This window comes from Geodermatophilus sp. SYSU D00867 (genome assembly GCF_054050315.1).
The window spans coordinates 89,467-111,442 of the sequence record NZ_JBJGZC010000014.1; the positions used below are offsets into that span (position 1 = coordinate 89,467).

Consider the following 21,976-nt stretch of genomic DNA (forward strand, 5'->3'; position numbering starts at 1 on the left):
TGACGTGACGGATGTCGATGACTGTGTCGTGCGGTCACGGTGTGACTTCCGTGCCGCGTGTTGCCACTGTGGCGCGTGTCCGCCGGACGACGCTGACGCCGCACCTGCACCACCCCTCTTCCCCAGGGAGCGCCCGATGCCGCAGTGCCGTCCCGCCCGGACCCGCGGCCGCCGTGGCGGCGTCCGCGCCGCCCTGGTCGGCCTGCTCTCCTGTGCGGTCCTGCTCGGCACCGCCGGGCCCGCCCTGGCCGTCCCGCCACCGCCGGTGAACCCGAGCGACGGCGAGATCGCCGGCGCCCAGGCGGCCCAGGAGGCGGCCGCCGCCGAGGTGGGCCGGCTCGCCGCCGAGGTGGCCGCCGCCGAGAGCGAGCTCGAGCGGCTCGGTGTGCAGGCCGAGGCGGCCGGCACCGCCTACCTCGCCGCCGAGGAGGCCCTGCTCCAGGCCCAGGCGGCCGCCGACCAGGCCGCCGCCGACCTGCAGGCCGCGACCGACGCCGTCGACGCCGCGATCGACCGCATCGCCGGCTTCGCCCGCGACAGCTACGTCAACGACCCCACCCTGGCCACCGCGGCGGCGCTGCTGGACTCCGCCGGCCCCGGCGAGCTGGTCCAGCGGGCCGCGCTGCTGGACTACGTCGCCGACACCCAGGTCGACGTGCTCGAGGAGTTCGAGGTCGCGCGGGTCCGGCAGGCCAACGCCGAGTCCGCCGCGCGGGCCACCCGGGACGCGGCCGCGGCGGCCGAGCAGCAGGCCGCCGACGCCAAGGCCGCGGCCGACGCGCAGGTGGCCGCGCAGCAGACGGCCGTCGCCGCGGCCGAGGCGAACAAGGCGACGCTGGACCAGCAGCTGCAGGCGGCGCAGATCCACCTGCTGGAGCTGCAGGGCGCCCGCGACGCCTACCAGGAGTGGCAGCGGCAGAAGGCCGAGGAGGAGGCGGCCGCGGCCGCGGCCGCCGCCCGGGCCGCCGAGGAGGCCGCCGCCGCGGCCGCCGCCGCCCGCGCCGCGGCGTCGTCGGGGACCCGCACGGCCGCCGCCTCCGAGGTCAGCGGGTCCGGCTACGTGAAGCCGACCTCGGGCCGGACGTCGAGCTGCTTCGGCGCCCGCTGGGGCGTCCTGCACGGCGGCGTGGACATCGCCGCCCCGATCGGGACGCCGATCTACGCGGCCACCTCGGGCGTCGTCGTCCGGCACGGCCCGGCGACCGGCTTCGGCCTGGCGATCTACATCCGCGGCGACGACGGCGCGGTCACCGTCTACGGCCACGTCAACGCCGAGTACGTCGGCACCGGCGAGCGCGTCGTCGCGGGCGAGCCGATCGCCGAGGTCGGCAACCGCGGCCAGTCCACCGGCCCGCACCTGCACTTCGAGGTCCACCCCTCGGGCGCCCTCCACGGCGGCCAGGTCGACCCGGTGCCGTGGCTGCGCGCCCGCGGGGTGTCGATCAGCGGCTGCTGAGCCGGGCGCGGCGGGCCGCGCCGATCCGCTGCAGCGCGGCCAGCGCGGCGGCGGTCGCCGGCGGGCGCGGTCCCGGCAGCACCGCCGCCTGCACCCGGCGGGAGCCCGGCTCGTCGGCCAGCGGGCGCAGGACGAGGTCGTGCCCGCCGACGACCACGGTGAGGTCGTGGGTCAGCGCGACGCCGCGGCCGGCCGCCACCAGCGCCTGGGTCTCCACCGGCTCGTCGCCGTGGCCGGCCAGCAGCAGCGGCGGCGTCACCCCGGCGCGGGTGAGCACCGCGTCCAGCCGGCGGGCGGCCGAGCCGTCGTGCGGGCGGATCCAGGTGTCCGCGGCCAGGTCGCGCACCCGCACCGCGGCGGCGCCGGCCAGGCGGTGACCGGCCGGCAGCGCGACGCGCAGCGGGTCGTCGAACAGGGCGTGCAGCTCGACGTCGTCGGCAGGCGGGGCGGGCTCCAGGTCGGGCTCGCAGACGAGCGCGAGGTCGAGTCCACCCCGGCGCAGCCGGGCCAGGGCCGCGGCCCGGTCGACCAGCTCGTCGACGACGACGAGGCCGGGATGGCGCTCGCCGAGCGCCGCGGCCAGCTCGGCGGACAGGTGCACCAGGGCGGAGAGGAAGGAGCCCAGCCGCACGGTGCCGCGGGTGAGGCCGGCGAGGTCGCGCACCTCGCGCTCGGCCCGTTCCAGGCCCGCGAGCAGCGTCTCCGCGTGGGCGACCAGCAGGCGGCCGGCCTCGGTGGGCCGCACGCCCTGCTGCGTGCGGTGCACCAGCAGCGTGCCGAGCTGCCGCTCCAGCAGGCTCACCTGGCGGGAGACCGCCGGCTGGGTGAGGTGCAGCGCGGCCGCCGCCGCGGTGAACGAGCCGTGCGTGAGGACGGCGTGCAGCGTCACGAGCCTCGTCGTGTCCAGCACGGCCCGCAGTCTGCCCCTGCCATGACCGGACGTCAGGACCGTCCCAGCCGATCCTGATGGATGGTCACGGCCCCGGCGGCCGATGTCCCGGGGGTGACCGTCGAGCAGCCCACCGCGGGCCGGGCCGTGGCGGCGACCCGCGTCCTCTTCCTCCTGACCGGGCTGCTCGCCGCCAGCTGGGCCGGGCGGGTCCCCGCGGTGCAGGAGCGGCTGGGGCTGAGCCCGGGTGGCCTGGCGGTCGCGGTCCTCGCCGTCGAGGGCGGGGCGCTGCTCGGCCTGCCGCTGGGCAGCGCGCTGGTCACCCGCCGGGGCAGCCGCGCCGGGGCGGCGCTGGGCCTGGCCGGCTACGCGCCGCTGCTGTCGGTCGCGGCGGCGGCGCCGTCCCTGCCGTGGCTGGCGGCCGCGCTGGCCGGCTGGGCCGCTGCCAACAGCGTCGTCGACGTCGCGCTCAACGCCCAGGGCGTGGCGCTGGAGCGGCGGTGCCGGCGCCCGGTGCTCTCCGGCCTGCACGCCGCCCAGGGGGTCGGGCTGCTGGCCGGCGCGCTGGGGGCGACGGCGGCCGCCGCCGCGGACGTCCCGCTCGGCGTGCACCTGGGCGCGGCGACCGCGGCCGGTCTCGTCGCCGGCGGTCCCGCGACGCGGCTGCTGCTGCGCGAGCTCCCGGCGCCCGCGCGCCCGCGATCGGCCGGGTCCCGCCGGGGCCTGCTCGGCCTGGGCGCGGTGGCCTCGTGCGCGTTCCTCGTCGACGCCTCGGCCACCCAGTGGGTCGCCGTCCACCTGCGGGCCGACCACGGCGCCGGGCCGGGGCTGGCCGCCGCGGGCCTGCTCGCCGTCACCGCTGCGCTGGTCGTGGGCCGGCTCCCCGGCGACCGGCTGCTCCTGCGGTGCCGCCGCGCCGCCGTCGTCCGGGGCTGCGGGCTGGCCGTCGCGGCCGGGGCGGGGCTGGCGGCGCTGGCGCCCACCGCGGGCTGGGCGCTGGCCGGCTGGGCGCTCGTCGGGCTGGCGGTGGCCCCGCTGGCGCCGGTCGTGCTCGGTGCCGCGCCGGACGCGCCGCACCGCGGCGGCGCCGGGATCCCGGCACCGGCCGCCATCGCCACGGTCACCACCGTCGGCTACCTGGGCTCGGCCACCGGGCCGCCCGCCGTCGGCGTGCTCGCCGAGGGGGTCGGGCTGTCCGCCGCGCTGGTCCTCGTCGTGCTCGCGGGCCTGGCCGCCGCGGTGCTCGCCGGGACCGTCCCCGCCCGCCGCTGACCGGGCCGGACACGACGACGGCCCGCCCCCCGAGCGGGGAGCGGGCCGTCGTCGTGCCGGCTAGGAGGTGGGAGCGGCGGCGCCGCAGTTCTGCTCGCCGAACTCGGTGACGTTGGTCGCCTCCGGGCCCTGGGCGACGGTCACGAACTGCTGGGCGGCGGTCTGCAGCTGGGCCTGGCCGTCGGGGGTGCTGAGGTCGACGGAGTTGGCGGTGTCGGAGAAGGCCTGCACGGCGTCGCCCACGACCTGCCAGTCGCTCGCGATCTCGGCCGGCGGCTGCACGGAGTCGAACGCGGCGGCCGCCTGCTGCAGCAGGCCCGGCAGCTGCTCGGTCGTCGCGGCCGAGAGCTGGTTGCCGAGCTCCTCGTACTGCGCGGCCTGCTCGCAGAACGCCGCGACGGCGGGGTCGTCGCTGCCCGCGGAGGACGAGCCGCTGGGGTCGCCACTGGACTCGGCGGAGCTCGAGGTGCTCGCGGCGGTGGACTCGGCGGCCTCCCCGCTGCCCGACCCGTCGCCCCCGTCGCCGCAGGCGGTGAGCAGGACGGCCGCGGCCGCCGCCACGACGGCGGAGCGGGACAGGTGCGCGATCGATCGCATGCTCGGAGGCTAACGGCCGGTCGGGCGGTCCGCGTGCGGGCGCGGACTACCGTGCGGTCGTGCGCGCCCCCGTCGACCCACGCGTCACCTGGGACCTCCCCGCCCCCGGCGGGCTGCCGCGGACGGCGGACCTCGAGCCCCTGGTCACCCGCGTGCTGGCCCCCAACCCGTCGGGCATGACCCTCGACGGCACCAACACCTACCTCGTCGGCGCGCCGGGCAGCGGGCAGGCCGTCGTGGTCGACCCCGGTCCCGACGACCCCGCCCACCTCGCCGCGGTGGAGGAGGCGCTGGCCGCCCGCGACGCGCGCTGCGTCGCCGTGCTGGTCACCCACCACCACGGCGACCACGCCGAGGCCGCGCAGCCGTGGGGGGCCCGGTTCGGCGCGCCGGTCGCCGCGGCCGACGCCGCCGTCGCGGGGCCCGGCGGCCGGCTGCTCGAGCCGGGGGAGCGGCTGCGTCTGGCGGGCACCGCGCTGGACGTCGTCCCGACGCCCGGGCACACCCCCGACCACCTGGCCTTCCGGCTGGAGTCCGGGGCGGTGCTGGTCGGCGACCACGTCCTCGGCCGGGGGACGTCGGTGGTCACGCACCCGGAGGGTGACGTCGTCGCCTACCTGGAGTCGCTGCGGCGGGTGCACGACCTCGGGCCGAGCGCGCTGTACTGCGGGCACGGACCGGAGCTCACCGAGGACCCGGGCGCCGTGCTCGACTTCTACCTCGCCCACCGCGCGTTCCGGGAGTCGCAGCTGCTGGCCGCGCTGGTCCGCGGGGCGGGCACCGTCGACGCGGTGGTGGCCGACGTCTACGCCGAGGTGCCCCGGGCGCTGTGGCCGGCGGCCGCGCAGTCGACCCGCGCCACGCTGGCCAAGCTCGCCGCCGAGGGGCACGTCGTGGTGGACGGCGACGGGGTGCGACTGCCGTGACCGCCGTCGTCCGGGCCGCCGACAGCGAGCGGGACCAGCGGCGGGCCGCGGCGGCGCTGCGGGCGGCGGGGCTGCGGCGCGGCGACCGGCTGCTGGTCTCGGCGGCGTCCTCCCCGGCGCTGCTGGCCGTCGTCCTCGGGGCGCTGCGCACCGGGATCGTGCCCGTGGTGCTCGACCCGGCGCTGCCCGCCGCCGAGCGGGCCGCCCTCGCCGACGACGCCGACGCGGCCCTCGACGCCGGTCCGGCGCCCGAGCGGCTGCTCACCGGCGACGACGAGGCGGACCTCGCCGACGTGCCGCTGGCCCGGCCGATGCACTACACGTCGGGCACCACCGGGCGCCGCAAGGGCGTGTGGTCCGGCGTCCTCGACGACGGCGACGCCCGCGCGCTGGCCGCCGAGGAGATCGACCTCTGGGGCTTCACCGCCGCCGACCGGCACCTGGTGCTCTCCCCGCTGCACCACTCGGCGCCGCTGCGGTTCGCCGTCCACACGCTGCTGGCCGGCGGCGAGGTGCTGCTGCCCGGCCCGTTCGACGCCGCCCGGGCGGCCGGGGCGGTCAGCACGCTCGCCCCCACGACGACGTTCTGCGTCCCCACCCACCTGCGCCGGCTGCTCGCCCGCGACGACGTCGACTGGTCCTCCCTCCGCGTGCTCGCGCACGCCGGCGCACCCTGCCCCGAGCCGCTCAAGCGGGCGGTGCTCGACGCGCTGCCGGCGGGCAGCGTCTGGGAGTTCTACGGCTCCACCGAGGCCCAGTTCACCGTCTGCTCCGCCGACGACTGGCTGGCGCACCCCGGCAGCGTCGGCCGCGCGCGGCCGGGCCGGCGGCTGGAGACCGACGCGCGCGGCCAGCTGTGGTGCGCCGTGCCGCGGTGGGCGCGGTTCGAGTACTGGCGCGCGCCGGAGAAGACCGCGGCGGCCTGGCGCGGCGACCGGGTCACGGTCGGCGACCTCGGCCGGGTCGACGCCGACGGCACCGTCTGGCTCGACGGCCGCCGCGAGGACCTGGTCGTCTCCGGCGGCGTGAACGTCTACCCGGCCGAGGTCGAGGCGGTCCTCGACGCGCACCCGGACGTGGTGGAGAGCGCGGTCGTCGGCGTCCCCGACGAGGAGTGGGGGCAGCGGGTGGTCGCCGCCTACGTGGGCACCGCGGACCCCGCCGCCCTCGGCGCCTGGGCACGGGAGCGGCTGTCCCCGGCCAAGCGGCCCAAGAGCCTGCACCCGGTGGGGGAGCTGCCGCGCACCTCCACCGGCAAGGTCCGGCGGCTGGACCTGCCGGGGGTCCTCGGCCTGTGAGCTGGGACGTCGTCGTGGTGGGCGCCGGATCGTCCGGCTGCGCGCTGGCCGCCCGCCTCGCCGACGCCGGCCGCCGCGTCCTGCTGCTCGAGGCCGGCGCCGACCACCCCCGGCCCGCCGACTTCCCGCCCGACCTGCGCGACGCCGCCACGCTGCGCGCCACCGTGCCCGGGCACCCCGCGAACTGGTCGTTCACCACCGAGCTGACCCCGGGCACCACCGCCCCGCTGCCGCGCGGGCGCGTGGTGGGCGGGTCCAGCGCCGTCAACGGCGGCTACTTCGTCCGCGCCACCCCCGCCGACCACGCCGGCTGGGCCGCCGCGGGCAACGACCTGTGGAGCCTCGACGCCACGCTGCCGGCCTGGCGCCGGCTCGAGGACGACCGCCAGTACGGCGACCGGCCGGGGCACGGCCGCGGCGGCCCGCTGCCGGTCACCCGGCCCGTCGGCGGCTCGCCGCTGACGGAGGCGCTGGCCGCGGCGGCCGCGGAGCTCGGCGTCCCGGAGGAGCCGGACAAGAACGCCGGCGGCCCGCCCGGCTACGGACCGGTGCCGTTCACCGTCGACGGCGGCCTGCGGGTCAACGCGGCGATGGCCTACCTGTCCCCGCGGCGCGGGTCGCCGCGACTGACGGTGCGCGGCGGGGTGCGGGTACGGCGGGTGCTGGTCGGGCGCGGCCGCGCGGTGGGCGTGGACACCGACGCCGGCCCGGTGCACGCCGCCGAGGTGGTGCTGGCCGCGGGCGCCGTCGGCTCGCCGCACCTGCTGCTGCTGTCCGGCGTCGGCCCGGCCGACCACCTGCGCGCGCACGGCCTCGACGTCGTCGCCGACCTGCCCGGGGTGGGCGCCGGGCTGACCGACCACCCCCTGGTCCACCTGCCCTGGGTGCCCGTGGCCGGGCTGCCCGAGGGCGACTGGCCGCTGCCGCTGCACGGGTCGCTGAACGCCACCTCCTCGGACTCGCCCGTGCCCGGCGACCTGGAGGTGCTGCCGTGGCTGCGGCCCTGGGGGCGGGTGGTCCCCGGCGGGGGCGGGGACGACCGCACGCTCGCGCTGGCCGCCGGGCTGTACCGCGAGGAGAGCCGGGGCCGGCTGTCGCTGGCGTCGGCGGACCCCGCGGCGCCGCCGCGGATCGAGCACCGGTACCTGGCGACCGCGACCGACCGGCGGCGGCTGCGCGAGGCGGTGCGCCTGGCCGACGGCCTGCTGCGCACCCGCGCGCTGGCCCCGCTGGTCGCCGCCCGCCCCGGCCCGCCGGCCGGCGTCCTCGCCGACGACGCCGCCCTCGACGGCTGGGTCCGCGCGCACCTGACCACGGCGGTGCACCTCGCCGGCAGCGCCCGGATGGGCCCGGACGGCGACCCGGGCGCCGTCGTCGACCAGCACCTGCGGGTGCGCGGCGTCGACGGGCTGCGGGTCGCCGACACGTCGGTGCTGCCCGAGGCGCCCTCGCGGGGGCCGGCGGCGACCGCGGTGATGGTCGGCGAGCGGGCCGCGGAACTGGTGACCGGCGGCTGACCCCAGTGCGACGCAGGTCACGTCCCCGCTAGCGTGCCGGTGCCCGGACGGCGTCGTCCGGGCACCGGCCCAGAGGAGGACCCGTTGCCCCAGGTGCAGACCGTTCGCGGCCCCGTCGACACCGCCGAACTCGGCCCGACCCTCATGCACGAGCACGTGTTCGTGCTCAACGCCGACGTCCAGCAGAACTACCCCGGCGAGTGGGGCAGCGAGGACGACCGGGTCGCCGACGCGGTGCAGAAGCTGACGAGGCTGGCCGCGACCGGCGTGCGCACCATCGTCGACCCCACCGTCATCGGCCTCGGCCGCTACATCCCGCGCATCCAGCGGATCGCCGAGCAGGTCGACCTCAACATCGTCGTCGCGACCGGCTGCTACACCTACGACGACGTCCCGTTCTTCTTCCACTACCGCGGCCCGGCGCTCAACGAGGCCGTCGGCGCCGAGGTTCCCGACCCGATGGTCGACATGTTCGTCGGCGACATCACCGACGGCATCGCCGGTACCGGCGTCCGGGCGGCGTTCCTCAAGTGCGCCATCGACCACCAGGGCCTGACCCCGGGCGTGGAGCGGGTCATGCGTGCCGTCGCCAAGGCCCACCGCGCCACCGGCGCCCCGATCACCGTGCACACCCACCCGGGCAGCCACACCGGGCTCGACGTCCAGAAGGTGCTCGACGACGAGGGCGTCGACCCCGGCCGCGTCGTGCTCGGGCACAGCGGGGACACCACCGACGTCGACCACCTGTCCGAGCTCGCTGACGCGGGCTTCGTCCTCGGCATGGACCGGTTCGGCATCAACCTGGACACGACCTTCGAGGCCCGCGCCGACACGCTGGTCGAGATGTGCCGCCGCGGCTACGCCGACCGGATGGTGCTCTCGCAGGACGCCTCCTGCTACATCGACTGGCTGGCCCCCGGCGTCATGGACCTCCTGCCGCAGTGGCACTACACGCACATCCACGACGACGTCCTCCCCTACGTGCGCGAGCGCGGCGTCACCGAGGAGCAGATCACCACGATGCTGGTGGACGTCCCGCGCCGGTACTTCGAGAACACCGGGACCTACTGAGATGGCGCTGCACCCCTTCGACGAGGCAGGGGTCGAGCGCGACGCGGCCGGCGTCAAGCACTACACCGACCTGCCGGGGTCCGTCGTCGCGATGCTGCGGGCCTCGGTCGAGCGCGACCCGGACGGCGAGGCGGTCGTGGAGGTCGACGGCCCCCGGCTGACCTTCCGGCAGCTGTGGGACGGCGCGGCGCGGGTCGCCGGCGGGCTGCGCGAGGCCGGCGTCGGCCGCGGCGACCGGGTGGCGATCCGGCTGGGCAACGGCGCCGACTGGGTGCTGGGCTTCCTCGGCACGCTGATGGCCGGTGGGGTGGCCGTACCGGTGAACACCCGGTTCACCGAGCCCGAGGCGCAGTACGTCGTCGACGACAGCGGCGCGCGGGTGGTGCTGGCGCCGGGGGAGCCGCTGCCCGACGGCGCGCCGTACGTGGAGGAGGGGCTGACCCGGTCCGACCTCGCGGCGATCTTCTACACCTCGGGGACGACCGGCTTCCCCAAGGGCGCGATGACCAGCCACGAGAACTTCCTGACCAACACGGAGAACGCGCGCCGGGTGGTCGGGCTGGGCCGGCACGACCCGACGCTGCGGAACCTGATCAGCGTGCCGCTGTTCCACGTCACCGGCTGCAACAGCCAGCTGCTGCCGGCGCTGGAGGGCGGCGCGGCGGCGGTGGTCATGCCGGCGTTCGAGGTCGGCCGGTTCCTGCGGGTCATCCCCGAGGAGCGGATCGCGGTCGTCACGTCGGTGCCCGCGGTGTTCTGGCTGGCGGTCAACCAGCCCGCCTTCGCCGACACCGACGTGAGCGGCGTCCGGTTCGCCACCTACGGCGGGGCGCCGATCGCGCCGGAGCTGGTGGCGCGGATCAAGGAGGCGTTCCCGGCGGCGCGGGTGGGGAACGGGTTCGGGTTGTCGGAGACGTCGTCGATCTCGACGTTCCTGCCGCACGAGTACGCCGGCACGCACGCCGACTCGGTGGGCTTCCCCGCCCCGGGGTCGACCTGCAGGTGGCCGACCCCGACCCGGAGACCGGTGTCGGGGAGCTGCTCATCCGCGGCGCCAACGTCGTCCAGGGCTACTGGAACAAGCCGGAGGCGACCGCGCAGGCGTTCACCGACGGCTGGCTGCACTCCGGGGACCTGGCGCGCATCGACGACGACGGGTTCACCTACGTCGTCGACCGCGCCAAGGACATGATCAACCGCGGCGGCGAGAACGTGTACTGCGTCGAGGTGGAGAACGCGCTGGCGGCCGCGCCGGGGGTCTTCGAGGTCGCCGTCGTCGGGGTGCCCGACCCGGTGATGGGGGAGAAGGTCGGCGCCGTCGTCGTGCCGGTGCCCGGCACCGAGCTCGACCTCGAGGCGTTCCTGGCGCACGCCCGTGCCCACCTGGCCGACTTCAAGGTGCCGCAGTTCGTGTCCGTGCGGTCGGCGGTGCTGCCCCGCAACCCCGGCGGCAAGGTGCTCAAGCCGGTGCTGCGCGCCGAGTCGGAGTGGGCGCCGGTGCGGCGCTGAGCCGGCGGGTCGTCCCGGCGGCGCGCCGTCCGCAGCCGCCGGGACGCCGGACCTGGGGCCCGGTCAGCGGACCGGGCGGATCTCCGACGTCGTGGTCGTGGTCAGCGGCGACCAGGCGTCGGGGTGCGGGCGGCCGGCGTCGGCCACCCACCCGGCGGAGCGCTCGCCGGGCCGCGGAGCGGTGCGGGGAGCGGGCCGGGAGCTCAGGGCGACGATCAGGGCGAGCAGCAGGAGCAGTCCGGCGAGGACCCCGCCGGTGACCAGGAGCGTCGTGAGCACTGACTGACCGTATGCGGCGGACTGCTCCGTGTCACAGGCAAGGAACGACGGACATCCCGCCCGGTCACCGGCAGGTCCTGCCGGTTGACGAGCGACACGTGCACGGCCCGGGAGCGCGGGTAGGGCAGCGGCGTGCTCGACCTCGCGAGGCTGGCCGGACGACTGGCCGCGGTGCCGCTGGGCGCCCTGGCGCGCCGGCGCCGCGGCAAGCCGATGCACCCCCGCGGCGCCGTCGTCGCGGCCGTGCTCGAGCGGACCGGCGTCCCCGGCTCCTGGGGCGTCCCGTGGCTGGAGGGACCGGCGCGCGAGGACGCCGTCGTGCGGCTGTCCCGCGGGGCGGGCCTGCCCGCCCCGCTGCCCGACGTCCTGGGCCTCGCGGTCCGGCTGCCCGACGGCGGCCGGCCCGTGGACCTGCTGCTGTCGAGCACCGGCTCCGGCCGCTGGACGCGGCTCCTGCCGGTGCCCCGGGTCGACGCCGCGACCACCTACTCGTCGATCATGGGATACCGCTCGGCCGCCGGGACGCTCCGGCTGGCGGCGGTCCCGGACCGGCCGGAGGAGCTGCCGTCGGACCCGGCGCCGGTCGCCGCCGCGGCCCCCGGGACCACGTTCCGCCTGGTGGTCGCCCGCGGGGCGGGGGAGTGGGTGCCGTTCGGCCGGCTGACCCTCGGGGACCCGGTCGAGGGCCTCGACCCCGACCTGCGCTTCGACGCCGTCCGCAACCCGCCACCGGGCCTGGTCGCCGACGGCCCGATGGCCCGGTTGCGGGCGCCGGCCTACGCCGCCGCGCGGGAGGGCCGCAGCGGCGCCGGCTGAACCCCTATCGGGTGGCGCAGGCCACTCGGTGAGCCTCCACACGGTTGTGCGGCACCATCCTGGGGTATCGGAACTCCCCGGAGTTCATCGAGGAGCACCGCCCCTGCCGTCGCAGTGCTCGACCGCAGGAGGAGTGGCCGCCCGAGTGATGCACGCACTACCGACGTCCGCGCGGACCCGCGTCGCGACGGTGCCGCACGCCGATCCCTACGTCGACGCCGTGCTGCCCGCCTCCGCGGTGCGGGTGGGGCCCGCCCACGACCCGAGCCCGTGGCTGGACCCGGCGTACCTCACCGCGCACGCCGGCCTGGTCGACGTCGTGCACCTGCACACCGGCCGCGGGCACCTGCACGAGGACGAGGTGGTCAGCTGGACCGAGGCGCTGCGCCGCACCGGGGTGCCGCTGGTCGTCACCGTGCACCAGCTGCGCGACCCTGCCCGGCCCGCCCGGCACGACGCCCACCTCGCCGCGCTGCTGGCCACCGCGGAGGTCGTCTTCACGCTGACCCCCGGGGCCGCCGACGAGATCGCCGAGCGCTTCGGGCGGACGGCGATCGTCGTCGCCCACCCCTCGGTCGCCGCGGCCGACCCGGACACCGGCGCCGAGCGCGGCCTGGTCGGGCTGGCGCTCGGCATCCCGGGGGCCGCGGTCACCGACCCGGTCGCGATGGTGCGGGCCGCTCTGTCGGGCGCGGTCTCCGGCGGCGGGCGGCTGCGGGTGTTCCTCGAGCCCGGGCGGTCACTCGCCCTCGACCCGGACCTGGCCCGCGCCGAGGGGCTCGAGGTGGTCGCCCGGGACCCGGCGCGGTGGGCCGCGCAGCTGCAGGAGCTGCACGTGGCGGTGCTGCCGCAGCGCTGCGGCACGCACTCGCGGGACCTGGAGGTGTGCCGCGACGTCGGCACGCGGGTGGTGGCGCCCCGCTGCGGGTGGTTCGCCGAGCAGTGGTCCGACGTCGTCGGCTACGGCGACGACGAGGGGTGCGGCTTCGACCCGGTGTCGCTCGGCGTGGCGGTCGGCGCGGCGCTGGCCCGGCCGATGCCGCGCCCGGCCGACCGCGCCTGGCGGGCGGAGCAGCGCGCCGCGGTGCAGGCCGTCCACGAGCAGGTCTACGACCAGGTGGTGGCCGACCGCGTCGTCGGCGTCTGAGCCGGGCGGAGCAGGTCGACCACCCACAGGCCGGGCAGCACCTCGTGCTCGGCCACCTCGGCGAACCCGGCCCGGGCGTAGAGCCGGCGGGCCGGGGTGTTGTCGCGGCCGGTGGAGACGGTGACCGGGCGCCGCCCGGCCCGCTCCAGCACGGCGGCGACCAGGGCCAGCCCGGTGCCGCGGCGCGCGTGCGCGGGGTCGACGACGAGCCGGTCGACGTCGACGCCGTCGCCGGTGTCCCGCCAGCCGAGGGCACCGAGGACGGTCGCGCCGTCGAAGGCGACCAGCCAGGACAGGCCCGCGGCCCGCAGGCCGGTCAGGTCCTCGTGCAGGGCGGGGATCCGGTCGTCGCCGATGAGCCGCGCCTCGACGGCGTAGGCGGCGTGCTGGACCTCGAGCAGGCGGGCGGCGAGGCCGGCGTCCCGGGCCGGGTCGCGCGACTCGACGACCACCGGGCTCCCGGGGGGAGAGGAGGAGTGTGTGGGCAGGGGCGGGGTCGAACCGCCGACCTCTCGCTTTTCAGGCGAGCGCTCGTACCGACTGAGCTACCTGCCCCTCCCGGTGACGCTGCACCGGGGAAGCGACCCTGACGGGACTCGAACCCGCGACCTCCGCCGTGACAGGGCGGCGCGCTAACCAACTGCGCTACAGGGCCTTGCTGGTACTGCTGGTGGTGCCGTGCCCCCAACGGGGTTCGAACCCGTGCTACCGCCTTGAAAGGGCGGCGTCCTGGACCGCTAGACGATGGGGGCTCGTGTTCGCCGGGGGCAGGGAGAACGATACACGGCCCCCGGAGGGCCCCCGACACCACCCCTCGGCCAGGCGTGGCGGGCCCGTCCGGGGCCGGCCGGCTGTCACGATCCGCGGGTGTCCCGCCGCGCCCTCACCCCCGCCCTGCTCACCGCGGCGCTCCTGCTGACCGGCTGCGGCGCGGAGGAGCGGCCGGCGGCGGCCGCGCCCTCGACCGCTCCGTCGTCCGCCACGACGTCGTCGGACGGCGGGTCGGCCTCGCCGACCGGGGGCGACACCGGCGGGGACACCGGTACCGCCGCGCCGTCGCCCCCCGCCGACACGCGGCCCGACACCGCCGAGGCCTCCGCCGACGCGTCGGTGACCGTGCGCGACGTGCGCACCGGCCGCCACGACGGCTTCGACCGCGTGGTGTTCGAGGCCGGCGGCACGGGGACGCCGGGCTGGGACGTCCGCTACGTCGACGTGGCGAGCTCGCAGGGCAGCGGCGAGGAGGTCGACGTGGCCGGCGAGGCGGTCCTGCAGGTGACGATCACCGGCGCCGGCTACCCCTACGACACCGGCGTCGAGGAGTACGCGGGCCCCGACCCGCTGCCGGGCCAGGGCACCGCCACGGTCACCGAGGTGGTCTTCGACGCGACCTTCGAGGGGACGACGGTCGCCTTCGTCGGCACCCGCTCGCAGGCGCCGTTCCGGGTCTACGGGCTCGAGGACCCGACCCGGGTGGTGGTCGAGGTCGCCGACGCCGGCTGAGGCCTCAGCCGAGGCTGGCGGTGAGCTCCACCGAGTCGCCGGAGACGCTGGTGCACTCCAGGGACAGGCTCCCGGCGTTCACGGACTCGCCCTCCCCGCAGGACACGCTGGCCCCGGCGACGCTGATCGACGCCCGCCCGTCCTGCACGCTCCCGAGCGTCACCGTCGTCCCGAGGACCTCGACCTCGCTGCCCTCCCCGTCCAGCGTGATCGTGCAGGTCGACCCGGAGCAGGAGAAACCGTTCGAGGTGAACGAGCAGCCGGCGACGGGGACCAGGGCCAGGGCCCCGGCGAGGACGCCGGCGGCCAGGCGGGGAGTCGGAGCCATGGCGCGAGCGTAGGACGGGCGGCTCAGTCCGTCGGGGAGGACGGCGTCCCGCCGCCGGTGCCGTCCTGCGTGCCGTCGGCGGGCACGTCGGCGGGGACGTCGGCGGGGACGTCGTCGGCGGTCCGCTCCGGGACGACGGTGCGCACGATCGTCGCCTCGGTCTCGCCCAGGCCGCCGAGGGTGATGTCGTCGTAGGCGACCAGCGCCCCGGTGTCCGGGTCGAGGTAGAGGACCGAGCAGGTCAGCGGCTCGGGGTACTCGCCCTGCAGGCCGCGCAGGCCGGCACCGCCGGTCGACCCCTGCACCATGAGCAGCGTCCCGCCGTCGAGGGTCTCGACCTCCCGCTCGTGGGTGTGCCCGGCCAGGACCAGCGGGACGACGCCGTCCAGCGGCCCGGCCTGCTCCGGGTCGTGCACCATCGCGATCGCCGGCGTCTCCGCCTGCTCCTCGGCGACCTCCGCGAGGTCCTCGCCGGTCTGCTCCAGCGTCTCGCCGTCGCCGGTGGCGTCCTTGTCGGGGGTGAACCGGGGGTCCCGGGCGCCGACCACGGTCAGGCCGGCGACCTCCGTCGCGGAGTCGTCGAGGACGGTGGCGTTGGGCTGGGAGGCGACCAGCGCGGCGGTGGTCGCGGAGTCGTGGTTGCCGCGGACGTACACGTAGGGGACGCCGAGCGCGCCGATGGAGCCGATCAGCCGGTTCTCCGGCTCGCTGCCCCAGTCGGTGATGTCGCCGGTGTCGAGGACGGCGTCGACGTCGAACTGGTCGGCCACCTGCGCCACCAGGTCGAAGCCCGCCGGGTTGAGGTGGACGTCCGAGACGTGCAGCAGGGCCACGGTGTCGGTGGGCCCGCCCGGCGCCGGCAGGGCCGACAGCGCGGAGTACAGCGTGCCGACGTTGGTGACCAGCTCCTCGAGCGACTCCCGGTAGGCGCTGAACCGGGCGACGATGTCCTCGGCGCTGCCGATCAGGCTGGTCGCGTTGACCAGCAGGCCGGTGTAGGTGGGCTGGGACAGCGCCTCGGGCCGCCAGGTCGCCGCACCCAGTCCGGCGGTGCCCGCGAGCAGGACCACCGAGACGCCCGCGGCCACCAGCGGCTCGCGCCAGCGGCGGTAGAGGAGCAGGGAGGCGACGGCGGCGCCGCCCACCCCGGCGGCGGCCGTCGTCCAGGCCAGCCGGACGACGGCGTCCTGCAGGTCGGCGCTCACCTGGTCGACCACGCCGTCGAGCCGGGCCGGGTCGCTCACCAGCGCCTGGATGCGCGTCTCGTCGACACGGCGCAGCTGGACGTCGAGCCCGAGCGGGCCGTCGTAGGCGTCGACCTCCAGCGTCCCGAGCGGGGGCACCTCCACGGTCGCGCCACCGCCGGTGGGGGTCAGGGCGAGGCCGGCGTCGAACGGGCCGATGGGCGCCTCGACGCGGCCGAGCAGCAGGATGCCGAGCAGCGCGCCGGCAGCCGCGACGGCGAGCCGGACCGCCCAGCGCCCGGCGACCCGCGCCGGACGCCTCCAGCGCCCGGGCACCCGCGTCGTCGGCCCGCTCATCCCGCCGAGGTTAGTTCCGGGCGGGCACCCCTGCCGGGGACGGCGACGGCCGGCCGGGAGGGGTCCCGGCCGGCCGTCGCGGCGTGTCCGTGCAGGTCAGGCCACCAACTTCGCGGTCACCTCGGCCAGCCGGCGGCCCTGGTAGCGGGCCGCGGCGATCTCGGCGTCGGAGGCGGTGGCCGACTTGCCGCCCGAGGCGTTCGAGACGCCGTAGGGGTTGCCGCCGGCCTCGAACAGCAGCGGGTCGGTGTAGCCGGGCGGCACGATGACCGCGCCGAAGTGCGAGAAGACGTTGAAGAACGTGAGGATCGTCGACTCGTTGCCGCCGTGGACGTTCTGCGCGCTGGTGAACGCGGTGGCGCCCTTGTCGGCGAGCTTGCCGGTGAACCACAGGCCGCCGAGCTGGTCGATGAACTGCTTCATCTGCGAGGCGGGCGTGCCGAAGCGGGTGGGGCTGCCCAGCGCGTAGCCGTCGGCCCACTCCAGGTCGGCCGGCGTGGCCTCCTGGACCTCGCTCGCGGTGGCGTCGACGTGCGCCCGCCACAGCGGGTTGCTGTCGATGGCCTCCTCGGGGGCCAGTTCCGGGACCCGGCGCAGGCGCACCTCGGCGCCGGCCTCCTCGGCACCCTCGGCCAGGGCGGCGGCCAGCTGGTGCACGTTCCCGGTGGACGAGTAGTAGATGACGGCGATCTTCGCCACGGTTCCCTCGGCTCTCGTGTCGCGTACGCGGTCTCGTGGTTGCGTGTTCAACCACTACCGGGCTGTGTGCTCGCGACACGCACGCGCCAAACACGCGGCGGGCGACCGGGCCGGGGGATCAGGCGGGCTGCGGGCGGAAGACCCAGCGCAGGGCGAGGAAGCGCAGCGTCCCGATGGTCGCGGTGACCAGGGCGATGACCGCCAGCTCCGCGACGACGGGGGGCTCGGGGACCGTGGCGTTGAACCAGCTCAGCGCCAGGCTGGTGGCCACCATGCCGGCGATCGCCAGCGCGCCGCCCTCCCACTGCGCGGCGAACCAGCCGACCCGCTCACCGGCGCGGAAGGTCAGCCGCCGGTGCATCTCGTTGGCGAGCATCGACGACAGCGCCGAGCCGACGACGTTCGCCTGCACGCCGCCCAGGTCGCGCAGCAGCCAGAACAGCAGCGCGTAGACGGCGCTGGAGAACCCGCCGACCATCACGAACCGCGCGAACTGGCCCAGCGCCCGGTCGGAGCGCACCAGGGTGTTCAGGCTCGCGGCCAGGTCGGCGACGACGTCGACGACCGCGGGGCGGTGCAGCAGCGACGGGCAGGTCACGGGCGCACCTCCTGGCTGCTCACGGCGTCGTCGGGGATCACTGTCCAGGATCCTCCTGACACTTACCTGGGGGCGAGCGAGTTGCTCCGCGCGGGTCGCTGTGTCGGGTGTGCGTCCCCTCACTCCGGGTCATCGCAGCTCGCTCCCAGGGGCCTGCCAGGGACCTGCGTCACGGTCGGGGCCATGAGGTCGCTGCTGTCCGCCGCCCTCGCCGTGGCGCTGACCGTCGTCGCCGCGCTCACGCTGCTGCCCACCGGCGACGCGAGCTGGGCCTGGGGCTCGCCCGCCGTCGAGGCGCACTGGTACCTCGCCGGCCTGGACTCGCCCGCCACCGTGCGGCAGCTGCTGGGCAACCTGCTGCTGCTGACGCCGGTCGCCGCGGTGGCCGTCCTCCGCTTCCCGGTCCTGCGCCGGCCGGCCGTCCTCGCGGGCGCGGCCGTCGCGACGGGCGCGGCGATCGAGGTGCTGCAGTGGCTGCTGCCGCTCGGCCGCGTCGTCTCGCCGCTGGACGCGCTGCTCAACGCGACCGGTGCGGTCGCCGCGGGACTCCTCGTGACCGTGCTGGTCAGCCCCCTGGCCGGTGGCGTCAGGGTGGCCCGGCGGGGGTAGGGACCCGCGCATGAGCCTGATGGGGATCCTCGACCGCCTCGCCGACGTGAGCACCTTCGACCGGACCATCGAGTCGGCCCGCAAGGCGGTCCAGGCGGTCCTGCGGCCGGGAGTGCTCAAGGACGCGCTGCACGGCACCTGGCTCGGCCACCCGCTGCACCCCGTGCTCGTGCAGGTCCCCGTCGGGAGCTGGACCTCGGCCGGCCTGCTCGACGCCGTCCCGCCGCTGCGGCCGGCGGCCACCGTCCTGATCGCCACCGGGGTCGTGGTCTCGGTGCCCGCGGCGATGTCCGGTGCGGCCGACTGGTCGGAGCAGGAGGTCGGCGTCCGCCGGCTGGGCGCGCTGCACGCGGTCTCCAACGTGGCCGCGCTGAGCCTCTACGTGGGTTCCCTGGTCGCCCGGGCCAGGGGCCGCGGAACGCTCGGCCGGGTGCTCGCCTACGCCGGGCTGGGCATCGCCACCGGGTCCGCGGCGATCGGCGGGCACATGTCCTACGCCCAGTCCTCGGGCGCCTCGCACGCGGCGACGGCGGCCCGCGCGCTGACCTCCGACTGGATCGACCTCGGCCCGCTCGACGACCTGCCGGAGGGCCGGCCCGCGCTGCGCACCGCGGGCGGCAGCGGGGTCGCCGCGCCGCTGGCCGCCGTCCGCCGGGGCGCGCGGGTCGACGTCTTCGTGGGCGCCTGCTCGCACCTGGCCGGGCCGCTGTACGAGGGCACCGTCGAGGAGGTGCGCGGGCACACCTGCCTGGTCTGCCCGTGGCACGACTCGGCGTTCGACCTGGAGAACGGGGAGCCGCGGCGCGGGCCGGCGGCGAACCCCCAGGAGAAGCTCGAGGTGCGGATGGAGGCCGGCCGGGTGATGGCGCGGCTGCCCTCCCGCCACCAGTAGCCCGCCGCCCTACGCTCGCCGCGTGCGGCGGACGGCGGCGGGGCTCGTCGTGCTGCTGTGCGCCGCGTGCGGCTCCGCCGGGCCGTCGGCCGCCGAGCCGGCCCTGCCGGTGTCGCCGTCGTCCGCGCCCGCTCGCGGTCCGGCCGTGCCGCCGGTGCCCGGGATCGAGGCCGAGGCGGTGGAGCTGCGCACCGACGCGGCGGTCGGCGGCCAGGTGCAGGTGCGGGTCACCGACACCGGCACCGAGCCGTTCACCGTCACCGCCGTCGCCATCGACTCGCCCGGCTTCGCGCCGCTGCCGGACCGGGCGCTCACCGCCGCCTACGCGCCCGGCCGCACCATCGACCTGCCCACGCCCTACGGCGAGGTGGTGTGCGACCGGGCCGCCGAGCCCGCCGCGGCGCGGCTGACCGTCGTCCGGCCCGACGGGCGCACCGAGACCCTGCGCGTGCCGCTGGCCGCCGAGACGCTCGGCCGCATCCACGAGGAGCGCTGTGCCGTCCGCGCCGTCCTCGCCGTCGCGGGGGTGGCCGTCACGGGGCTCTCGTCGGACGGCGACGCCGTCACCGGGTCGCTCGTGCTGACCCGGTCCGGCGACGACGACCGCCCGGTGACCGTGACCCGGCTGGAGGGCAACGTGCTCTACGACGTCGCCGCGGACGACCTGCCGCGGACCCTGGGGGCGGGGGACCCGACGCTGGAGGTCCCGGTCGAGTTCACGATGGCGCGCTGCGACCCGCACGCGCTGGCGGAGGTCAAGCAGCCCCACCTGTTCCTGCTGGGGCTGCAGGTGGGGGACGACGACGAGGTGCCGGCGGACCTGCCGCTGGACCAGGCGCAGCGGGACGTCCTCTCCGGGCTGGTCGCCACCGCCTGCTGACGGGCCGGAGAAGGGACCGGCCCGGCTGTCCCGGGGGGAACGGGACGGCCGGGCCGGAGCGGTCGCGCGCGGTCGTGACCGGCGCGCTGGGATGACCGTAGGTAGTGGCCCCCGGTGCCACGATCCCCCGATCGGGTGCACGCCCCCGACCGGGTGGCGCTCCCGTGGTGACGCACGGTTGCCGACGGCGCACGGTGGGCACCTCGACCGGGTGTTCCTCTTCTTCTCCAACCGCCTGGGCTGCCTGGGATCCCTGCTCGTGTCGGCGGTGCTGACCCTGGTCGTGCTGCTGGTGCTCGACGTGCTGTGACCGACGCCGAGGTCCTGGGGGTACTGGCGGCCGCTGCGGAGGCGGACCGGGCCCGACTCCGGGCCGCCGTCGCGGCGGTGGAGGAGGCCGACGGAGTCCTCGTGGAGCGGCGCGCCGGGTGGTGACCGCCGGCCGGTGACGGGGCGTGCACCGGGGGACAGCGCCCCGCTGCGCAGCGCCGTGGGGCCGGGCGGGACCGGCGTGTCCGGGACGGGTGGTCCGGGCGGCAGCCACAGGATCGGCGCCCTCGGAACCCCAGGCGTGCACGGACGTGCGCCGACGAGATCGGAGGGCACCGATGCAGGACCAGACTCCCCGACGAGCCCAACCCGACCAGCGGCGCCGTCCCGGCCTGCGCGAGATCCCCGCCGTCCGGAGAGGTGAGGAGGACGAGCGCAGGGCCCCGGCACGGGCCGCGCGCGCCGACGCCTGAGCCGTGACGACGCGGCGCGCCGGCCGGACCCGCCGGTCGCGCCGCGTCCCCGGTCAGGTCCCGGGGCGAGGGGCAGCGCCCGGAAACGCCCAGGGCATCCGCGCGCGGCCGGCGCGCGCCAGGGCGGAGGCGCCCGCGCCGAGCGCCGCGGTGACCAGTGCCGCCGACACCGTCGGCGGCAGCCGGCGGTCCAGCAGCCGGATCAGCAGCGCCGTCGCGCCGCCGGCCGCCATCGAGCCGAGCACGGCCGAGCCGCCGAGCAGGCGCACCCCCTCCCGCGAGTCGCGGTACGGGCGCGTGACCTCGTCCCGCACCCGCTCGACCTCGCGGTGCACCGCCGCGCCGATCTCCTCGGTCAGCGGCTGCAGCACGTCACGGCCGGGAAGTCCCGGGATCTGCGACGTCATGGCACCCTCCCCGGTCCCGACGGTCGCGGTGCCTGCATTGTCGGCCCGGCCGGGCCGCCGTGGGGCGGGAGCGTCCTACCGCTCGCGCTCCTCGTTCCCGCGGCCGGTGATCTTCTCGACGAAGTTCTCGATCTTCTCCGCGGGACCGCTCAACTTCTTCTTCACGACCATCTTGGCGCCGCCCTCGAGGGTGTCCTCGAAGAGCCCGGGCAGGCCCCTGGGCTCGCTGCCGGGGTACAGGTCGAGCCGGTTCACCGCCTCCGCGAACCGCAGGTAGGTGTCCACGCTGGCGATGACGACCCGCGCGTCGACGGTCACCAGCTCGATGCCCAGCAGCGCCACGCGCGCGTACGCGTCGAGCACGATGCCCTTGTCCAGCACCACGTCGAGGACGTCGGCCAGGCCGCTGGGCCGGGGCGCGCGGTTGACGGTCGACACGGTCATGAGCTCCCCCAGGTCTGCGGTTGCCTCCCACGATGGACCGCCGCCCGCCGGTCCGCAGAGGATGTCGCCCCGGTCGCGCCGAGCGTCGTCGGACGGTCGCGCTCGGTCACGGGATCGCGGACCGTTGGGGCGGGCCGCCGGCGGCCGGCCCCGGCGCTCCCGGCCGGGGCACCATGCGGGTGCCGCACCCGCCCGCGGCCCCGCGCGGGCCGGCAGCGGACGGAAGAGGGTGCCGCCATGCCGCAGGGAACCCGACGCCGGGCCCAGCCACCCCAGCGACGTCTGAGCTCGACGCGGCGGGCGCCGCACAGGGCGTCGAAGCCGCAGGCGACGGCGGACACGGGCCGGAAGCAGTCCTTCGGCAGCCAGCTGTGGAAGGGCTTCCTGGAAGGCCTGCGGAGCCGACGCTGACCTCCAGGGGCCGGTGACCGCCCGCTCCGTCTGGGAGACTCGGCGGCGCCGGGCCTCTAGCTCAACTGGCAGAGCAGCGGACTTTTAATCCGCGGGTTGTGGGTTCGATCCCCACGGGGCCCACGCAACAGTCCCCGGGCCAGC

At 77.2% G+C, this 21,976-nt stretch carries 25 protein-coding genes and 4 tRNA genes; 16 read left to right on the forward strand and 13 right to left on the reverse strand.

Annotation, left to right across the window (positions count from 1 at the left end):
• Window positions 1-136: 136 nt before the first annotated feature.
• Complete coding sequence (locus ACI8AK_RS14815) at window positions 137-1,456, forward strand: M23 family metallopeptidase (protein ID WP_456956856.1); 1,320 nt, start codon at window positions 137-139, stop codon at window positions 1,454-1,456.
• Here ACI8AK_RS14815 and ACI8AK_RS14820 read toward each other — a convergent pair.
• The gene (locus tag ACI8AK_RS14820; protein WP_456956858.1) at window positions 1,443-2,366 is read right to left on the reverse strand and encodes a LysR family transcriptional regulator; all 924 of its coding nucleotides are present in this window, start codon (window positions 2,364-2,366) and stop codon (window positions 1,443-1,445) included. The genes ACI8AK_RS14815 and ACI8AK_RS14820 overlap by 14 nt on opposite strands.
• A 93-nt stretch (window positions 2,367-2,459) precedes the next feature.
• Between ACI8AK_RS14820 and ACI8AK_RS14825 the strand changes: the two genes are divergently transcribed.
• Complete coding sequence (locus ACI8AK_RS14825) at window positions 2,460-3,617, forward strand: MFS transporter (RefSeq protein ID WP_456956860.1); 1,158 nt, start codon at window positions 2,460-2,462, stop codon at window positions 3,615-3,617.
• Window positions 3,618-3,677: 60 nt separating this feature from the next.
• Here the strand turns inward: ACI8AK_RS14825 and ACI8AK_RS14830 are convergent, their stop codons facing one another.
• Entirely contained in the window at window positions 3,678-4,214 is a 537-nt protein-coding gene (locus ACI8AK_RS14830) for a hypothetical protein (RefSeq protein ID WP_387988261.1), read from the reverse strand.
• 59 nt (window positions 4,215-4,273) lie between these two features.
• On the opposite strand from ACI8AK_RS14830, the gene ACI8AK_RS14835 reads away from it, so the two are divergent.
• The 6 genes from ACI8AK_RS14835 (at window position 4,274) to ACI8AK_RS14860 (ending at window position 10,535) form a co-directional block, all read left to right on the forward strand.
• Window positions 4,274-5,140 carry an MBL fold metallo-hydrolase gene (locus ACI8AK_RS14835; RefSeq protein ID WP_456903546.1) on the forward strand — a complete coding sequence of 289 codons (867 nt, stop codon included), beginning with the start codon at window positions 4,274-4,276 and terminating at the stop codon, window positions 5,138-5,140.
• Window positions 5,137-6,438 (forward strand): class I adenylate-forming enzyme family protein, encoded by a 1,302-nt coding sequence (locus tag ACI8AK_RS14840; RefSeq protein WP_456956862.1) that lies wholly within the window; start codon window positions 5,137-5,139, stop codon window positions 6,436-6,438. Before ACI8AK_RS14835 ends, ACI8AK_RS14840 begins: the two co-directional genes overlap by 4 nt.
• Entirely contained in the window at window positions 6,435-7,955 is a 1,521-nt protein-coding gene (gene mftG / locus ACI8AK_RS14845; protein ID WP_456903544.1) for a mycofactocin dehydrogenase MftG, read from the forward strand. The genes ACI8AK_RS14840 and mftG overlap by 4 nt, the downstream gene beginning before the upstream one ends.
• Window positions 7,956-8,048: 93 nt before the next feature.
• The gene (locus ACI8AK_RS14850) at window positions 8,049-9,026 is read left to right on the forward strand and encodes a phosphotriesterase family protein (protein WP_387988410.1); all 978 of its coding nucleotides are present in this window, start codon (window positions 8,049-8,051) and stop codon (window positions 9,024-9,026) included.
• Between the two features lies 1 nt (window position 9,027).
• On the forward strand, window positions 9,028-10,218 hold the full coding sequence (locus ACI8AK_RS14855) for a class I adenylate-forming enzyme family protein (RefSeq protein ID WP_456956864.1): 1,191 nt from the start codon (window positions 9,028-9,030) through the stop codon (window positions 10,216-10,218).
• Window positions 10,215-10,535 carry an AMP-binding enzyme gene (locus ACI8AK_RS14860; RefSeq protein WP_456956866.1) on the forward strand — a complete coding sequence of 107 codons (321 nt, stop codon included), beginning with the start codon at window positions 10,215-10,217 and terminating at the stop codon, window positions 10,533-10,535. Before ACI8AK_RS14855 ends, ACI8AK_RS14860 begins: the two co-directional genes overlap by 4 nt.
• 63 nt (window positions 10,536-10,598) lie before the next feature.
• On the opposite strand, the gene ACI8AK_RS14865 is transcribed toward ACI8AK_RS14860, so the two are convergent.
• On the reverse strand, window positions 10,599-10,814 hold the full coding sequence (locus tag ACI8AK_RS14865; protein ID WP_387988266.1) for a hypothetical protein: 216 nt from the start codon (window positions 10,812-10,814) through the stop codon (window positions 10,599-10,601).
• 132 nt (window positions 10,815-10,946) lie between these two features.
• Here ACI8AK_RS14865 and ACI8AK_RS14870 point away from each other — a divergent pair, with 132 nt between their 5' ends.
• A complete protein-coding gene (locus ACI8AK_RS14870) occupies window positions 10,947-11,630 on the forward strand; it encodes a phosphodiesterase (RefSeq protein WP_456956868.1) in 684 nt (227 codons plus the stop codon).
• 190 nt (window positions 11,631-11,820) lie between these two features.
• Entirely contained in the window at window positions 11,821-12,777 is a 957-nt protein-coding gene (locus ACI8AK_RS14875; RefSeq protein WP_456956870.1) for a hypothetical protein, read from the forward strand.
• Here ACI8AK_RS14875 and ACI8AK_RS14880 read toward each other — a convergent pair.
• The 4 genes from ACI8AK_RS14880 to ACI8AK_RS14895 all read right to left on the reverse strand — a co-directional run bounded on the left by ACI8AK_RS14880 (window position 12,738) and on the right by ACI8AK_RS14895 (window position 13,529).
• Entirely contained in the window at window positions 12,738-13,229 is a 492-nt protein-coding gene (locus tag ACI8AK_RS14880) for a GNAT family N-acetyltransferase (RefSeq protein ID WP_387988269.1), read from the reverse strand. The genes ACI8AK_RS14875 and ACI8AK_RS14880 overlap by 40 nt on opposite strands.
• Window positions 13,230-13,258: 29 nt before the next feature.
• Window positions 13,259-13,332, reverse strand: a tRNA-Phe gene (locus ACI8AK_RS14885).
• Between the two features lie 26 nt (window positions 13,333-13,358).
• A tRNA-Asp gene (locus tag ACI8AK_RS14890) sits at window positions 13,359-13,432 on the reverse strand.
• Between the two features lie 24 nt (window positions 13,433-13,456).
• Window positions 13,457-13,529, reverse strand: a tRNA-Glu gene (locus tag ACI8AK_RS14895).
• Window positions 13,530-13,644: 115 nt separating this feature from the next.
• Here ACI8AK_RS14895 and ACI8AK_RS14900 point away from each other — a divergent pair.
• Complete coding sequence (locus tag ACI8AK_RS14900) at window positions 13,645-14,280, forward strand: AMIN-like domain-containing (lipo)protein (RefSeq protein ID WP_456956872.1); 636 nt, start codon at window positions 13,645-13,647, stop codon at window positions 14,278-14,280.
• Window positions 14,281-14,284: 4 nt separating this feature from the next.
• Here the strand turns inward: ACI8AK_RS14900 and ACI8AK_RS14905 are convergent, their stop codons facing one another.
• The 4 genes from ACI8AK_RS14905 to ACI8AK_RS14920 form a co-directional block, all read right to left on the reverse strand.
• Complete coding sequence (locus ACI8AK_RS14905) at window positions 14,285-14,608, reverse strand: hypothetical protein (protein ID WP_387988271.1); 324 nt, start codon at window positions 14,606-14,608, stop codon at window positions 14,285-14,287.
• A 23-nt stretch (window positions 14,609-14,631) separates the two neighbouring features.
• The gene (locus tag ACI8AK_RS14910; RefSeq protein ID WP_456956874.1) at window positions 14,632-16,149 is read right to left on the reverse strand and encodes a metallophosphoesterase family protein; all 1,518 of its coding nucleotides are present in this window, start codon (window positions 16,147-16,149) and stop codon (window positions 14,632-14,634) included.
• 96 nt (window positions 16,150-16,245) lie between these two features.
• The gene (wrbA, locus tag ACI8AK_RS14915) at window positions 16,246-16,848 is read right to left on the reverse strand and encodes an NAD(P)H:quinone oxidoreductase (protein ID WP_387988273.1); all 603 of its coding nucleotides are present in this window, start codon (window positions 16,846-16,848) and stop codon (window positions 16,246-16,248) included.
• 118 nt (window positions 16,849-16,966) lie between these two features.
• The gene (locus tag ACI8AK_RS14920) at window positions 16,967-17,446 is read right to left on the reverse strand and encodes a GtrA family protein (protein ID WP_387988274.1); all 480 of its coding nucleotides are present in this window, start codon (window positions 17,444-17,446) and stop codon (window positions 16,967-16,969) included.
• Window positions 17,447-17,629: 183 nt separating this feature from the next.
• Between ACI8AK_RS14920 and ACI8AK_RS14925 the strand changes: the two genes are divergently transcribed.
• The 4 genes from ACI8AK_RS14925 to ACI8AK_RS14940 all read left to right on the forward strand — a co-directional run bounded on the left by ACI8AK_RS14925 (window position 17,630) and on the right by ACI8AK_RS14940 (window position 20,137).
• The gene (locus ACI8AK_RS14925; RefSeq protein ID WP_456956876.1) at window positions 17,630-18,055 is read left to right on the forward strand and encodes a VanZ family protein; all 426 of its coding nucleotides are present in this window, start codon (window positions 17,630-17,632) and stop codon (window positions 18,053-18,055) included.
• A 10-nt stretch (window positions 18,056-18,065) separates the two neighbouring features.
• Complete coding sequence (locus ACI8AK_RS14930; RefSeq protein WP_387988276.1) at window positions 18,066-18,947, forward strand: Rieske 2Fe-2S domain-containing protein; 882 nt, start codon at window positions 18,066-18,068, stop codon at window positions 18,945-18,947.
• Between the two features lie 22 nt (window positions 18,948-18,969).
• On the forward strand, window positions 18,970-19,827 hold the full coding sequence (locus ACI8AK_RS14935; RefSeq protein ID WP_456956878.1) for a hypothetical protein: 858 nt from the start codon (window positions 18,970-18,972) through the stop codon (window positions 19,825-19,827).
• A 178-nt stretch (window positions 19,828-20,005) separates the two neighbouring features.
• Window positions 20,006-20,137, forward strand: coding sequence for a hypothetical protein (locus tag ACI8AK_RS14940; RefSeq protein ID WP_387988278.1), 132 nt, complete (start codon window positions 20,006-20,008; stop codon window positions 20,135-20,137).
• A 486-nt stretch (window positions 20,138-20,623) separates the two neighbouring features.
• On the opposite strand, the gene ACI8AK_RS14945 is transcribed toward ACI8AK_RS14940, so the two are convergent.
• Window positions 20,624-20,977, reverse strand: coding sequence for a phage holin family protein (locus ACI8AK_RS14945; protein ID WP_456956880.1), 354 nt, complete (start codon window positions 20,975-20,977; stop codon window positions 20,624-20,626).
• A gap of 75 nt (window positions 20,978-21,052) precedes the next feature.
• Window positions 21,053-21,421 carry a gas vesicle protein GvpJ gene (gene gvpJ, locus ACI8AK_RS14950; protein WP_387988280.1) on the reverse strand — a complete coding sequence of 123 codons (369 nt, stop codon included), beginning with the start codon at window positions 21,419-21,421 and terminating at the stop codon, window positions 21,053-21,055.
• Window positions 21,422-21,882: 461 nt separating this feature from the next.
• Here gvpJ and ACI8AK_RS14955 point away from each other — a divergent pair.
• Window positions 21,883-21,955 (forward strand) — tRNA-Lys (locus ACI8AK_RS14955).
• The last annotated feature ends 21 nt before the right edge of the window (window positions 21,956-21,976 follow it).

What these genes read in the sequence shown, in the direction of transcription:
- ACI8AK_RS14815 (WP_456956856.1), top strand. Translation starts at nt 137, where the DNA reads ATGCCGCAGTGCCGTCCCGCCCGGACCCGCGGCCGCCGTGGCGGCGTC.
- ACI8AK_RS14830 (WP_387988261.1), bottom strand. Translation starts at nt 4,214, where the DNA reads ATGCGATCGATCGCGCACCTGTCCCGCTCCGCCGTCGTGGCGGCGGCC.
- ACI8AK_RS14855 (WP_456956864.1), top strand. Translation starts at nt 9,028, where the DNA reads ATGGCGCTGCACCCCTTCGACGAGGCAGGGGTCGAGCGCGACGCGGCC.
- ACI8AK_RS14860 (WP_456956866.1), top strand. Translation starts at nt 10,215, where the DNA reads ATGATCAACCGCGGCGGCGAGAACGTGTACTGCGTCGAGGTGGAGAAC.
- ACI8AK_RS14905 (WP_387988271.1), bottom strand. Translation starts at nt 14,608, where the DNA reads ATGGCTCCGACTCCCCGCCTGGCCGCCGGCGTCCTCGCCGGGGCCCTG.
- ACI8AK_RS14910 (WP_456956874.1), bottom strand. Translation starts at nt 16,149, where the DNA reads ATGAGCGGGCCGACGACGCGGGTGCCCGGGCGCTGGAGGCGTCCGGCG.
- ACI8AK_RS14925 (WP_456956876.1), top strand. Translation starts at nt 17,630, where the DNA reads ATGAGGTCGCTGCTGTCCGCCGCCCTCGCCGTGGCGCTGACCGTCGTC.
- ACI8AK_RS14930 (WP_387988276.1), top strand. Translation starts at nt 18,066, where the DNA reads ATGAGCCTGATGGGGATCCTCGACCGCCTCGCCGACGTGAGCACCTTC.
- ACI8AK_RS14945 (WP_456956880.1), bottom strand. Translation starts at nt 20,977, where the DNA reads ATGACGTCGCAGATCCCGGGACTTCCCGGCCGTGACGTGCTGCAGCCG.
- gvpJ (WP_387988280.1), bottom strand. Translation starts at nt 21,421, where the DNA reads ATGACCGTGTCGACCGTCAACCGCGCGCCCCGGCCCAGCGGCCTGGCC.